Below are 12,730 nucleotides of genomic sequence, written 5' to 3' on the forward strand. Positions count from 1 at the left end.
GATTCAACCCGCACACATCATCGCATGGTCCTTCTGGCGCAGAGCTCACCAGGCTGCCGCTCAACGCGCCCACTTCAAATCAAAAAAGCAACTGTAATGCTAGGCGTGCTGCGGCATCTCCTCGGCCTCTTCCTTGGCGAGCAGCAGCAGCATCTCGATGCCCATGTCGCCTTCCTGCGGCGAGCGGATGAACTTTATTTCGTCGGCGCTTTGCCGCAACGCGGCAATGATCGCGACGGCCTGGTTGGCCGTTGCCGCCTCGGTCGCCAGAATTGCCTTCTGGTTCTTGGCCTGAAACCCGATCGTGTAGGACATGCGTTCCCTCCCGGACTGAGTGGACCGATCGAATCTGAGTCGCGCGCGGAGCGGAAGCCTGTGTGAGTACGGACCGGAATTATCTGGGGATTGCCCGCAAGGTTCGCGCAAGGCCGCAGGAGCGTCATGTTGACGTCCCTTTTTATCCAATGGCGATCAGGCCAAACCGCGCGCGCCGCTTCGCCGAAGCTAGATAATCCCCTGCTGCTTCAGCGTCTCGATCTTGCCGGCATCGTAGCCGAGCTTGCCGGCGAGCACCTCCTGGGTGTGCTCACCGAGCAGCGGCGGGGCGCGGTAATCCTTGATCGGGGTTTCCGAGAGCGTCAGCGCGTTGCGGATCAGCGAGAGATCGGGCTGGAAGGGATGATCGACCTTCACCCGCATGCCGCGCGACTGGACGTGCGGATCGGAAAACACCTGCTCGAAATTGTTGATCGGGCCGGAGGGCACGCCGGCCTCCTCCAGTCTGTCCAGCCAATAGGCCACCGGCTGCTTCAGGAACAGGCCGGCGAAGATCGCCATGATCTCCTTGCCATGCACGACGCGGTCGTTGTTCCTGACGAAACGCTTGTCGCTCGCGAGTTCGGGCGCGCCGAGCACGGCGCAGGTGCGCTGGAACTGGCCGTCATTGCCGACCACCAGCATCAGCTCGCCGTCGGTGCAGCGGAACACGCCGGCCGGCATGCCGCCATTGCCCCAGGTGCCGCGGCGCGGCGGCGTCTTGCCGTTGACGAGGTAGATCTGCAGCCAGTGCGACAACGACGCGATGACGGTGTCGAACAGGCAGACGTCGATATGCTGCCCCACGCCATCATTGGCGTCGCGATGATAGAGCGCCGAGAGAATCCCGATCGAGGTGTTCATGCCGGTCATGTAGTCGACGATCGACGGGCCGACCTTCATCGGGCCCTCGCCGGGCTCGCCGTCGATATGGCCGGTGACGCTCATCAGGCCGCCCATCGCCTGCAGGATGGCGTCGTAGCCGGCGCGCGGCGCATAGGGGCCGGTCTGGCCGAAGCCGGTCACCGAGCAGTAGATAATGCCGGGATTGATCGCCTTGATGGTCTCGTAGTCGAGGCCGTAGCGCTTGAGATCGCCGACCTTGTAGTTCTCCATGAAGACGTCGACATCCTTGGCGAGCTCGCGGATAATCGCCTGCCCCTCGGGCTTGGCGATGTTGACCGTGACCGACTTCTTGTTGCGGTTGGCGCAGAGGTAGAATGAATTGTTGTTGTTGGCTTTGCCGTCGGGGTCGGTCAGATAAGGCGGGCCGAAGGCGCGCGCGTCGTCACCGGTGCCCGGCCGCTCGATCTTGATCACCTCCGCGCCCAAATCGCCCAGCATCTGGGCCGACAGGGGCCCGGCAAGCACGCGGGTGAGGTCAAGGATCTTGATGCCTGAGAGCGGCAGGGCCGACATGTCGAATTCCTCCGGGAACTGGATCTTGGCGCGGCGGCGAGATCGCGGGACGCGCTCCCTGCGGATACACTATTTTGGCGGTCCGAGCACTGCACTGTGGGCATACGGCCATCCCCCAGCCCGCCCGGCGCAGGTCACCGCGCGGTGAATTTCCGCATGGCGAATATTCTCAGGTTGCAGCCGCTGCAGCCACCTGCGGCCGGCGGCGGCCGAGCAGGACCAGGATCAGCACCGTGGCGCAGGAGCAGACGAAGGTGAGACCGAGCGCGCCGCGGCTGCCGAACTGGGTGAGCAGGCCGACAAGGAGCGGCGGCGAGACCGCGGAGGCGAGATTGAGCGGCAACGCGATCATCGACATCGCCTTGGCGAACTCGGTCTGATCGTAGAACACGAGCGGGATCGTTGCCCGCGCCACCGCCATCGCGCCGCTGCCGGCGCCGTAGAGCAGGATGAAGGCCGCAACCGCCCAGGTCGCGCCCTCGCTCGTCATCAGCAGCAGCATGGCGATCGGCAGCGCCGTGCCGGCGACGAGCCCGGTCGTGATTCCATCCCACCGCCCTCCGCCGAGAAAATCGAGTCCGCGGGCGCTGACCTGGATCACGCCCAGCATCGAGCCAAACGCAAGCGCCTGCGCCGGGGGAAGCCCCTCCGCCCGGAGCAACTCGATCATGATGGCGCCGATGCCAAAATTGACGAAGGCATTCAGCGTGATCGCGGCAACGACGAGGCTGAAGGTGCTCCTGGGAATCGCAGGCGGCGGCGAAGATTTCACCGGCTCGCCGCCACGATCACCGACGATTTTCCGGCGCGGTGCAAAGAATGCATAGAGCGGAAGGTTGATGACGACCATCATGGCTGCATAGACGAGGCACGTCCCGCGCCAGCCGAGCAAACCGCTGAGGAACGACGTCGTCGGCCAGAAGATGCTGCTCGACAGGCCCGTCACCAGCATCAGCGCGCCGATGGCATTCTTGGCCTGCCGCCCGGCGACCTCGTTCAGCATGATATAGGCGCCGGTCGAAAGCGTGGCGCTGCCGGCGATGCCAAGGACGATCCAGGCCGCGAAATACAGCATCGGCTCGCGCGCGAGGGACAGCAGGATGAAGCCCGGCACGGTGAGGACCGTGCCTGAGATCATGACCTTTCGTGCGCCGTGCCGCGCAAACGATTTGGCGAGCCAGGGCGCGCATAGCCCCATCGACACATAGAGGATGGACGTCCCGGCGAACACCGCCGGCAGGCTCATGCCGAGATCGGCCGCGAGATCGCGTCCGACGATGGCGGGAAGACCTATCGTACCCCACCCGACAAGCTGGGAGACCGCAAGCACCAGCAGGACCCCGATGAGCCTGCTGTCAGATTTCAAGAACCGCATTCCAATCGTCGCCTGCCCGGCAGGCGCCGATCACGCCTGTGACACCTGTCTTACCCCCGGACTTAGCGCAGGGAAACGCCGGCCGTCGAATGGCAGCAGGCGGCCGGGAGCATGTCAGGTGGCGGCAGGAGCGCCCTACCCCGCGAGCCCGAGCAGGGATCGCGCCTCGGCCGCAGTCGCCACGCGCCGGCCGTGACGCGCGACAGCCTCACCGGCGATGGCCACGAGTTCGGCGTTGCTGGCCGCGAGGCGCGCCTTGTCGATCCTGATATTGTCCTCGAGGCCGGTGCGGACCGCATCGGCGCCCCGCGCGAGCGCCCAGCCCATGACCTCGGCCTGGTGGCGTCCGATCCCCGCTGCCGTCCATGTCGCCTTCGGGATCAGCCGCCTGAGCTCTCCCAGCAAGATGTCGAGGACATGCTCGTCCGCGGGCATGGCGTTCTTGACGCCCATGACGAACTGCACGTGCGGACGCTGGTCGATCAGCCCCGCCTCGATCAGGCGGCGGGCGCCATGCAGATGCGACAAATCGAAGATCTCGATTTCCGGCTGGATGCCATTCGCCTTCATCCCGGTGGCGAGGGTCTCGACCAGCGCGGCGCTGTTCTCGTAGACGATGGTCGGAAAGTTCACAGAACCGGTGGAGAGCGAGGCCATGTCCGGCTTCAGGTAGAGCGACGATCCGCGCGCCGAGGGATCGCGGCCCCGCCCTCCGGTCGAGAACTGAACGATCATGTCAGGACAGTGCTTCTTGATCCCCGCCTGCACCAGGGCGAAACGCTCGGGATCGGAGGACGGCGTCTCGTCATCGTTGCGAACATGGATATGGGCGAGCGTGGCACCGGCTTCAAAGGCCTGGTGCGTCGACTCGATCTGCTCGGACGGCAGAATCGGGACCGCGGGATTGTCCTTCTTGCGCGGAACGGAGCCGGTGATTGCGACGGCAATGACGACGGGGTTCATCTTGCAACCTCATATTGATTGCGCTCGCGCGCACCAAATTCGAATCGGCGGCCTGACTATGCAGTGAGGCCCTGCCGCCGCGAACATCATCGATCGCGGCGGCAGTTGCCTCTACCATACCCGTCAGGTCCGAACCGTGGCAGCCCCGCTCACCGCATCGCCGGCGCGCTGACGGTCATAATCTGCCCGCAGCATTGGAACGGCATTGGGATTGCCGAGATCGTCGATCCTGATCCGATAGGTTTCCCGCGCGGTCAGGGCGGCCAGCGCGGCGATGACCGTGATAGCGAAGGCAATCGCCCCCACCGTCAACGGAATGTTGGTCGAGCCGGGAGGCGCGACGGTCGCAAACAGGGCGGGCAGCAATGCGGTGATGGTGGTTCCGATGTTCTGCGATATCGCCATCGCCGAGACGCGGGTGCGGGTCGGAAACAGCTCCGGGTAAAAGCTCGGGAAGATCGCGTTGTAGCCCTGATAGACTACGCCCCACATCAAGAGCGACACCAATATTGCCAGCGGCACATTCCTGATGCTGATGGCATAGAGATAGCAAAAGGCGAGCAAGCCGGAGAGAAGCGCGCCGACGATGATCGGGGGCTTGCGGCCGACCTTGTCGGAGAGATTGCCGACGAAGGGAATGACGAACACGGCCAGCATGTTTCCGAGCACGGGGATCCAGAGATAGACGTCCTTGGCAAAACCGATCCCGTAGGCCGGCTGCACCGCATAGGCCGCGCCGAAGATGGTCGCAACGACAGGAATGACATTCATCAGCGCCATGCAGATGACCCTGAGCATGTCGCGCCAACTCAGCTTGATGGCCTGGACGATGGGCGCGCGCGGCGTTTCTCCCCGCTCGCCCTCGCGGGCAAAAGCAGGGGTCTCGTCGACTTCGCGACGAATGATGTAGCCCGCGACGATGACGAAGAAGCTGAGCAGGAAGGGAATCCGCCAGCCCCAGCTGTTGAAGGCCTCGGTCGGCATATAGGCCGCCAACGGCAGGAAGATTGCTGCGGCGAGGATCTGTCCGGCCTGCACCCCCTGAAGGGCGAAGCTGGCATAGAAGCCCCGCCGGCCGAACGGCGCGTGCTCCAGGATCATCGAGCTTGCGCCTGAGATTTCGCCGGCAACGGCAAATCCCTGCACGAGGCGCAGAATGACGAGCAGAATTGGCGCCAGGATGCCAACCTGCTGGTAGGTCGGCAGGATACCCACGGCCATCGTCGAGATGCCCATCAGGAACATGCAGATGATGAGAACCGTCTTGCGGCCATGGGTGTCGCCCCAGTGCCCGAGGACGAACGCGCCAATCGGCCGGGCCACATATCCGACGCCATAGGTCGCCAACGAGGCGACGATCGCGACGGTGGGATTCTCCGACGGGAAGAAGATTTGCGGGAAAATCAGTGACGCGGCGGTCGCGTAGATGAAGAAGTCATAATATTCGAGAGCCGACCCGATCCAGCCGCTGGCAGCGGCTTTCCTGGACTGACTCATCTGATGGATCGCGGTCATCTCAAGATTCCTCCCTTGGGTTTTGCTGACGTCCCGTTGACGGGCTTCGCTCAAAATTGGGCAGCACTCTCCGGCCGCTCTGCGGAGTTTCGCGAGCGCTTGTCATTGCCGATGGGTGTCTGCTTGGTGGCGACGATAAGCTTTCGCCGGGCTAACACAATTACCCAGTTATTCGACAAACCTAACATGATGTTATTTTGTACGGAGAGCCCACGTTCCGGCGAACACCGCCGGCAGGCTCATGCCGAGATCAACCGCGAGATCGCGTCCGGCGATGGTGGGGTGGGAGGTGGTTGACATTGGACCATTGCATGGTCCATTTTATGGAAACTGAGGAAGGACAATGAGATGCGGGTCTCCGTTACCGACGCAAAAGGACAATTGACCGATCTTGTCCGCCGCGCAGAGGCCGGCGACGAGGTGATCCTGACGCGACATGGGCATCCCGCGGTACGGCTCGTCCCGGTCAAGCTTTCGCCGGACCGCGCCACCCGCCGGACCGCGCTTGAGGCGGCGCGAAGGACCGGCGGGGCCAAAGCTATTCCCGGACCGAGCGCCGCGCGCAGTCAGGACTTTCTTTTCGGCGATGACGGACTGCCGGAATGATCGCAGTCGATACCTCCGCACTGATGGCGATCGTGCTCGACGAACCGCAAGCCGATGCTTGCATCACCGCGCTGGACACCGCCGACGACATCCTGATCTCGGCGGCCTCCGTTGCAGAAAGCCTGATCGTCGCGGCACGGCGGGGCGTCGACGAAGAGATGAACAAGCTGATTAACGATCTCGGTTTGAACGTGATCTCGGTGACCCAAGCTTCGGCCGAACGCGTGGCGCAAATCTACTCGCGTTGGGGCAAAGGCATTCGTCCTGCCGGTCTCAACTTTGGTGACTGCTTCGCCTACGATGTCGCCAAGGAGCATGGCTGCGCACTTCTTTATGTCGGCGACGACTTTGCCAAGACGGATATCGTTGCGGCGGCGTAAGTCGACGGCCGGGCGCCGACTTACCGGCCGAACAGAAAAGCCGCGGGGCAGCCGTCAGGCCGTGTGACCGGGATCGACGTGCTTCGGCGTTTTCTTGTCGCGTTGGGGTGTCATCTTGGCCGGATCCGGCGCACCCGGCACGCCGCGCGGCCCGAGCTGGTCTCGCTGAATGTCGTCTTCAGAGCGGGAGGGTTCAATGCCGTTCGGTTCACGGGGCTTGGTCATCGCAGCCTCCTGAAGTGTGTTCTGCTCGGAGTGTCCCATCAAATTCCCAGCGCGTTCTCGCCGGCTTCGCGGCCGGGCACGCTGACATGGACTTCGTGTCCCTCGCGAAGCGCCAGCGAGGCGGCAGCCACCGCCGATTCGAAGGCCGCTTCCTTGGTGGAGTATCTGTTCTTGACGTCGCCGTCATGCAGCACGCCCCATTCGTCCTGCACCGGCACGATCGTGTATTGAGCAAGGCCCATGGTGTAACTCCTCGAGATCTATCTATCGCTGCGTGAGCTGCGGGTGCGCCGCCGTCACCCGCCACACCGTGTTGCCGCTGTCATCGGCGACCAGCAGCGCGCCGGTCTTGTCGATGGCGACGCCGACGGGCCGCCCGCGCGCCTGGTTGTCGCTGTTGAGGAAGCCGGTGACGACGTCCTGCGGCGGGCCGCTCGGCCTGCCATCCGTGAACGGCACGAACACCACCCTGTAGCCGTTCAAGACCTGCCTGTTCCAACTGCCGTGCTCGCCGACGAAGGCGCCGCCGCGATAGGCCGCCGGCAAACTCGCGCTCGTGTTGAAGGCCATGCCGAGCGGCGCGACATGCGAGCTCAGCGCATAGTCAGGCACGATCGCCTTGGCGACGAGATCAGGACGCTCCGGCTTGACGCGAGGATCGACGTGCTGGCCGTAATAGCTGTAGGGCCAGCCATAGAAGCCGCCGTCCCTCACCGACGTCATGTAGTCCGGCACGAGATCGGGACCGAGTTCGTCGCGCTCGTTCACCACCGTCCACAGCGTCCCGGTCTGCGGCTCGAAGCTGAGGCCGTTCGGATTGCGCAAGCCGCTCGCGAAGATGCGCCAGCGGCCGCTGGCACGGTCGATCTCGAGGATCGCGGCGCGATTGTGCTCGGCCTCCATGCCGTTCTCGGTGATGTTGCTGTTGGAGCCGACGCCGGCATAAAGCTTTGAACCGTCGGGGCTCGCGACCAGGCTCTTGGTCCAGTGATGATCGATCGGTCCGCCCGGCAGCGGCGTCAGCACCGTGCCCGGCGCGGTGATCTTCGTATCACCCTCCGTGTAGGGATATCTGACGATCGCATCGGTGTTGGCGACATAGAGATCGTTGCCGACCAGCGCGACGCCGAACGGCGAGTTGAGATGGTCGAGGAAGACGCTCTGCACGTCCGGCACGCCGTCGCCGTTGCTGTCGCGCAGCAGCGTGATGCGGTTGCTCGCGCCGGTGTCGCCGCCTGATGTCGCCCAGGACTCGATGTATCCCATCACGATTTCCTTGGGCCGCTTGATCGGAGCGCCCTTCGGCGCCTTGGATTCCACCACCAGCACGTCGCCGTTGGGCAGCACGTAGAGGAATCGGGGGTGCTGCAAGCCGGTCGCGAAGGCCTTGGCCTGCAAGCCCTGCGCGACGGCCGGGGTCTCGTCCTTTTTCCAGCCGACGATACGGGCGATGTGCATCGGCGGCAGCAGGTATTGCTGGATGTCGGGCAGCGTCGGGTTGGCGCCGGTTTGCGCCTTCGGATCGCCACTGCCGTCATTGCAGCCGGCGAGACACAGCAGCGAGGCACACAACAGCACCCGAACGATTGCGGAGTTCATCGCGCAACTCCTACACCGTGGCGATACACCATGGCCCAGCCGAGCCAGCCGGTGACCGGCAGGATCAATACGGTGATGGCTGAAAGAATGAGCCCGGTCGGCCACACCGAGGTCCAGGCATCGCGCGTATGGATCAACGCATTGACGATCGCCAGGACCAACGCCACCGCGTTGCCGATCAGATGCGGCCAGGCCGGCGGTTGCGCCCGCACCAGACGGTTGCCGAGAAAATCGGTCAGGCCCGCGATCGCCGCCAGTACGCCGAAGATGACGCCGACGACCAGAAGCCAGGCGGAAAAATCCGCCCACATGATCTCGGCACTGACGACATAGGTAATATCGGTCAACAGCGCTCCGATGAAACAAGCGATCGGTATCGGCACCAGCATCGGATGAATCGGATGGCCCGCGATCTGCGCGGTCGAGCGCACACGCAAATTGTCTTGCACGGTTGGCCTCTCGTCAGATCGCCACCCCGCCCCGGTAGAAAACACCCGCTTTCCACGAAGGTTCCTGATGGTCGACCACGGCGCCGCTGTGCCTCAACAATGCTGCGGCGTGCGAGCACTTACCAGGAACCCCTTGCCGCTCCGAGCCTTGATCCCGGCATTGAGATGAACCTGCCCTTCAGGAGACCGCGGAGTGGACCAGCCTGGCGACGGCGCCTCCTTCAATCCAGCCTCAAAGCTCGACGGCGTCTCGCGGCGCCAGACGAAACAGATCGAATCCCAGAGCCGGCCTAGCGCAGCGCTGATCCATGAGACAATCCGCGCCGAGGGTGAGCAGGAACTGGAACGGCGATGGTGGGCCATCGTGCTGTCCGGCCTCGCCGCCGGCCTTTCGATGGGATTGTCCCTGATTGTCCAGGGCGAGTTTCACGCGCTGATTTCCGATGAGGCCACCCGACGGCTGGTGGCTCCGCTCGGCTACACGGTCGGTTTCCTGGTCGTGGTGCTGGGACGGCAGCAGCTCTTCACCGAGAACACCCTGACGCCGATGCTGCCGCTGTTGCACAACAGGGATCTCGGCACGCTTGGGAGCGTGATCAAGCTTTGGGGCCTGGTCCTCGCCTCCAACATCGCAGGAACCTGGGCCGTTGGATCCGTGCTCGCGCACACCAGCATCTTCGAACCCCGCATCGTGGGCGCCTTCGTCGATCTCAGCCGCCACACCATCGAGGGTACGTTCGCGACGACCCTTGTCCGGGCGATCTTTGCCGGCTGGCTGATCGCCTTGATGGCGTGGCTACTGCCTGCCGTGAAGGGATCGCGCCCGCACCTCGTCGTCGTGATGACCTATGTGGTCGCGCTCGGCCAGTTCGCGCACATCATCGCGGGCTCGGTCGAGTGCGCCTTCCTGGTGCAGAGCGGCCTGGCGTCGCTCTCGCAATATGCCTCGGACTTCTTCGTACCGACACTCCTCGGCAATATTCTGGGCGGAACGACCCTCGTGGCCCTGCTGAACTACGGACAGGTCGCCCCCGAAATCGACGACCACAGGGAGTAAAGAGCCTGCACAAAAGCTGCCGCCTCGACAGGAACGATGGGCCCGAGCCGAGCTTGCCTCGGCAAATCAACGCGCGCCGACGAGCAGGATCAATCATGAGCACCGATACCAAGAGCCCATTCGACAAGGACCCGGCCGAAGGATCACGCGACATCATCGATCGTGAATTGCAGCGTGCCGAAGATACCGCCAACAACAAGGTCGATCATCTCCCCGGCGTGAAGGTCAGCGGGCAGCCCCAGGGCGGCGCAGTCGATCGTGCCCGGAAGCAGCGGGAGGAGAAGGACAGCAAACAGGAATAGAGCCGCTCTGCCGACCCGAAACGCACCCGGTTATCGCAAGGCCGCCCGCTCCAAGCTCCAGCCGTCACCGGGACCGACTTGACGGTCAAAGTCGGTCAATCAAGATGCATCAATTGTTGGGATGGAGCGGGTGAAGGGAATCGAACCCTCGTATTCAGCTTGGAAGTCTCGAAATACTGTAGTGTCTTCAAAGGCTATTCTGACATTTTCGGCGTTTTTTGACCCATTGAGATCACTACGGCGGGTCAACCCGGAGCTCCCCTCGCCGACGCCGGCTAAAGGTTATGATGAGCCGATTCACTCAAGGCCCGCCAAACGGCTTCGGTCGCTCTAGCGGGACGAAAGCGCTCAAATGGGCTGGGTAGGTCGACGCGCCGCCGCCGATGGTCGTGCCCGTGCTGATGCTCAAGTAGACGTCCTTCACTCCTCTGGGCGTTTCGAGCAAGATCCAGTTCTTGCTTAAGTCCCCTATCCCGATAGTCGTAAAGCGCATTGACTTGCCGAACTGCGAACAGGAGATGGGCTTTTCGGTCGTAAACGAATTCCAGGGGCCATGCAGAGTACCCGATCTGCCGCCGGTCTTCGGAAGGGTCAAGCCGAAGCCTAGGCCGACCGCCGCATAGACGTAGGTGCACTTCAAATTGTTTTCCGTGTCCCATATGGAGAACAACGCGCTGGCAAACGCAATCCCGGCTCCGGCCCTGCCCTTGACGATGCGCTTGATGGCCGCTCTCGCTGCAAACGAGATCGAACCGTCGACCTCAAGCAGCATGGCTATCTTGAAATTTCGACTGACCTTTGGCTTCGGCGGAACGGGTCGCGGCAAGTCTGGCTTTATGATCGGTTCGAAATAGACCTTAGGCAGAACCCAAAGGACCACTGATCTATCGTTGTCTTCGTCCAGCCTGTGATTTGCCGTCTGCGTATTGCCGATGGCGTGCGTCTGCATTTGCTCCGGGCGGATGCCCATCTCTGACAGAGACCGCGCGACCGTAATGACGCGGTTGGCTGATGTCGTCATATTCCAATCAGCCGTACCGATCCGGCTCGCGGATCCCGTCATCCAGATCTGACCAGCGTCGTGCTCCACCAGGGGAACCACCTTGTTCTTCAGAAATTCGAAGTGCTCTGTCTTCAAGCCCCGAAACTGGTAGCCGGCAAAGTCATCGAAATCGAAATTCCAAAGCCGCGCGTGCAAAACCCCCACTCCCGAAAAATCCAGATCGACGTCAACCTTGCCCGGACCGGTTTTGTGGAACATTCTCTTCGACCTGCAATCGACAAATAGGAACTCGTCGGTGATCGTCCGGACGGCCGCAGGACCACCTTGTTTTAGTGCAGGCAGGAAAAGAGAAGTTCAAATCGACAGCTGCAACGAAGGTTGTGACCTTGCTCCCATTTCGATCTGGCACCGAAGGAGTATGCGCTTGTGCAATACGCGACATCACTGTCGCGATCGGAGCAGCTACGATATAAGAGAGTCGCGATAGGACGGGCCCTGGAATTCGTACAGCACGACGACTTTGCGCGATCGCCCTAGACTTGGAGGGCCGCTACCCAACCACGTTAAATCGGCAGTGCATCTGGATAGTACGTTTGCCGGCTTGTTCTGCGTCTGCCTGATCGCCCATCAAAAATAGAGCGAAACGGTAAGCGTCGTCTAGCGCAGCTGCAATATCCCGGAAGCACTTGACATGGTCGTTGGTGATCTCATCGTTGGGGTCATTTGCATATTAATTGCGGATGGCTTTTCCCAAAGCGGGAGAAGTGGTTACCAGCGTGATCGCAATCATGGACTCTTGCGCCGAACGCCTGGATTGGAGCGACGAGGATCTCGCGAATAGGAACGAAGGCGCGCAACGTGCAGAACGACGGAGCTGACAAATTCTGCGGCCGGCCACGGACTTATCCACCAAATCGCTTGACCAGCTTTGAACCCTTGGCTGCATCAATCTGCTGGCCCGTCAGGTCAGAACCGACGCTCAATCCTATCGTCATGAGGTTCTTGACACGCCGCGCCGCCTGCTTCTCATTGGAATAGTCGATCTCGACGTGATCGAGGCTCATTAGATGGCCGAGCTCGTGAGCCCAGGCGCGTCCATTGGCGTGGTCATTGCCATACCATTGGACGAAGCTTGCCGGCTCCGGTTGGCTATTGGGGTATGAGCTTCCACCGGCGGCTAGATTTTCAATCGAATTGACGAGGTAGATGTGGACGGCATTGTCCGGATCGTGCCGAGAGGCAAGAACACCCAGCAATCGCTGGTCATTGCTGCGCGCGCTCTTTGCCATGTCGAGCGGCTTCTCCATCAAGCAATCGCTGATCACGAACGCGATCTTGGCCTTTGACCAGATCGTATTGACCACGTCGAGCGCCTTCTTGGCTGTCTCGCTGCTCCATTGCCCGGGCTCAACGCTCCCCCTATCGGCAAATGGCGTGATGTAAATCCTCAACGGAATGGGCATCAACTTCTCCAAAGTTCGGAATTGCGATTGTATCTCCGTACGCTATCGTTCGAAATAGA

At 62.2% G+C, this 12,730-nt stretch carries 15 protein-coding genes; 4 read left to right on the plus strand and 11 right to left on the minus strand.

Annotation, left to right across the window (positions count from 1 at the left end):
• Window positions 1-99 precede the first annotated feature (99 nt).
• The 5 genes from IVB50_RS30040 to IVB50_RS30060 all read right to left on the minus strand — a co-directional run bounded on the left by IVB50_RS30040 (window position 100) and on the right by IVB50_RS30060 (window position 5,587).
• Window positions 100-315, minus strand: a complete 216-nt coding sequence (locus IVB50_RS30040; RefSeq protein ID WP_018457601.1) for a hypothetical protein — start codon at window positions 313-315, stop codon at window positions 100-102.
• Window positions 316-504: 189 nt separating this feature from the next.
• Window positions 505-1,734: a CaiB/BaiF CoA-transferase family protein gene (locus IVB50_RS30045; protein ID WP_018457602.1), complete on the minus strand. Its 1,230-nt coding sequence runs from the start codon at window positions 1,732-1,734 to the stop codon at window positions 505-507.
• 169 nt (window positions 1,735-1,903) lie between these two features.
• Window positions 1,904-3,109 (minus strand): MFS transporter, encoded by a 1,206-nt coding sequence (locus tag IVB50_RS30050; RefSeq protein WP_018457603.1) that lies wholly within the window; start codon window positions 3,107-3,109, stop codon window positions 1,904-1,906.
• Window positions 3,110-3,244: 135 nt separating this feature from the next.
• Window positions 3,245-4,072, minus strand: a complete 828-nt coding sequence (locus IVB50_RS30055) for a 3-keto-5-aminohexanoate cleavage protein (RefSeq protein WP_018457604.1) — start codon at window positions 4,070-4,072, stop codon at window positions 3,245-3,247.
• A 123-nt stretch (window positions 4,073-4,195) separates the two neighbouring features.
• Window positions 4,196-5,587: an MFS transporter gene (locus tag IVB50_RS30060; protein ID WP_018457605.1), complete on the minus strand. Its 1,392-nt coding sequence runs from the start codon at window positions 5,585-5,587 to the stop codon at window positions 4,196-4,198.
• A 348-nt stretch (window positions 5,588-5,935) separates the two neighbouring features.
• Between IVB50_RS30060 and IVB50_RS30065 the strand changes: the two genes are divergently transcribed.
• Both IVB50_RS30065 and IVB50_RS30070 read left to right on the plus strand, forming a co-directional pair.
• Window positions 5,936-6,193, plus strand: coding sequence for a type II toxin-antitoxin system prevent-host-death family antitoxin (locus IVB50_RS30065; protein ID WP_018457607.1), 258 nt, complete (start codon window positions 5,936-5,938; stop codon window positions 6,191-6,193).
• Window positions 6,190-6,573 carry a type II toxin-antitoxin system VapC family toxin gene (locus tag IVB50_RS30070; protein ID WP_018457608.1) on the plus strand — a complete coding sequence of 128 codons (384 nt, stop codon included), beginning with the start codon at window positions 6,190-6,192 and terminating at the stop codon, window positions 6,571-6,573. Before IVB50_RS30065 ends, IVB50_RS30070 begins: the two co-directional genes overlap by 4 nt.
• A gap of 54 nt (window positions 6,574-6,627) precedes the next feature.
• Here the strand turns inward: IVB50_RS30070 and IVB50_RS30075 are convergent, their stop codons facing one another.
• From IVB50_RS30075 to IVB50_RS30090, 4 genes are read right to left on the minus strand one after another with little or no spacing between them, the layout of a single operon-like run.
• Entirely contained in the window at window positions 6,628-6,798 is a 171-nt protein-coding gene (locus IVB50_RS30075) for a hypothetical protein (protein ID WP_166520788.1), read from the minus strand.
• A 38-nt stretch (window positions 6,799-6,836) separates the two neighbouring features.
• Entirely contained in the window at window positions 6,837-7,040 is a 204-nt protein-coding gene (locus IVB50_RS30080) for a hypothetical protein (protein ID WP_007611681.1), read from the minus strand.
• A gap of 22 nt (window positions 7,041-7,062) precedes the next feature.
• Window positions 7,063-8,397, minus strand: a complete 1,335-nt coding sequence (locus tag IVB50_RS30085) for a sorbosone dehydrogenase family protein (RefSeq protein ID WP_085351260.1) — start codon at window positions 8,395-8,397, stop codon at window positions 7,063-7,065.
• Window positions 8,394-8,846 carry a DUF2231 domain-containing protein gene (locus IVB50_RS30090; protein WP_018457611.1) on the minus strand — a complete coding sequence of 151 codons (453 nt, stop codon included), beginning with the start codon at window positions 8,844-8,846 and terminating at the stop codon, window positions 8,394-8,396. The genes IVB50_RS30085 and IVB50_RS30090 overlap by 4 nt, the downstream gene beginning before the upstream one ends.
• A 193-nt stretch (window positions 8,847-9,039) precedes the next feature.
• On the opposite strand from IVB50_RS30090, the gene IVB50_RS30095 reads away from it, so the two are divergent.
• Together IVB50_RS30095 and IVB50_RS30100 are read left to right on the plus strand one after the other, a co-directional pair.
• Window positions 9,040-9,903, plus strand: a complete 864-nt coding sequence (locus tag IVB50_RS30095; RefSeq protein ID WP_018457612.1) for a formate/nitrite transporter family protein — start codon at window positions 9,040-9,042, stop codon at window positions 9,901-9,903.
• 95 nt (window positions 9,904-9,998) lie between these two features.
• Complete coding sequence (locus IVB50_RS30100; protein WP_018457613.1) at window positions 9,999-10,205, plus strand: hypothetical protein; 207 nt, start codon at window positions 9,999-10,001, stop codon at window positions 10,203-10,205.
• A 301-nt stretch (window positions 10,206-10,506) separates the two neighbouring features.
• On the opposite strand, the gene IVB50_RS30105 is transcribed toward IVB50_RS30100, so the two are convergent.
• The gene (locus tag IVB50_RS30105; RefSeq protein ID WP_018457614.1) at window positions 10,507-11,466 is read right to left on the minus strand and encodes an OmpA family protein; all 960 of its coding nucleotides are present in this window, start codon (window positions 11,464-11,466) and stop codon (window positions 10,507-10,509) included.
• Between the two features lie 644 nt (window positions 11,467-12,110).
• Window positions 12,111-12,671 carry a hypothetical protein gene (locus tag IVB50_RS30110; RefSeq protein WP_026233406.1) on the minus strand — a complete coding sequence of 187 codons (561 nt, stop codon included), beginning with the start codon at window positions 12,669-12,671 and terminating at the stop codon, window positions 12,111-12,113.
• Between the last annotated feature and the right edge of the window lie 59 nt (window positions 12,672-12,730).

It is taken from the genome of Bradyrhizobium sp. 87, assembly GCF_023073015.1.
Classification (GTDB): domain Bacteria; phylum Pseudomonadota; class Alphaproteobacteria; order Rhizobiales; family Xanthobacteraceae; genus Bradyrhizobium; species Bradyrhizobium canariense_D.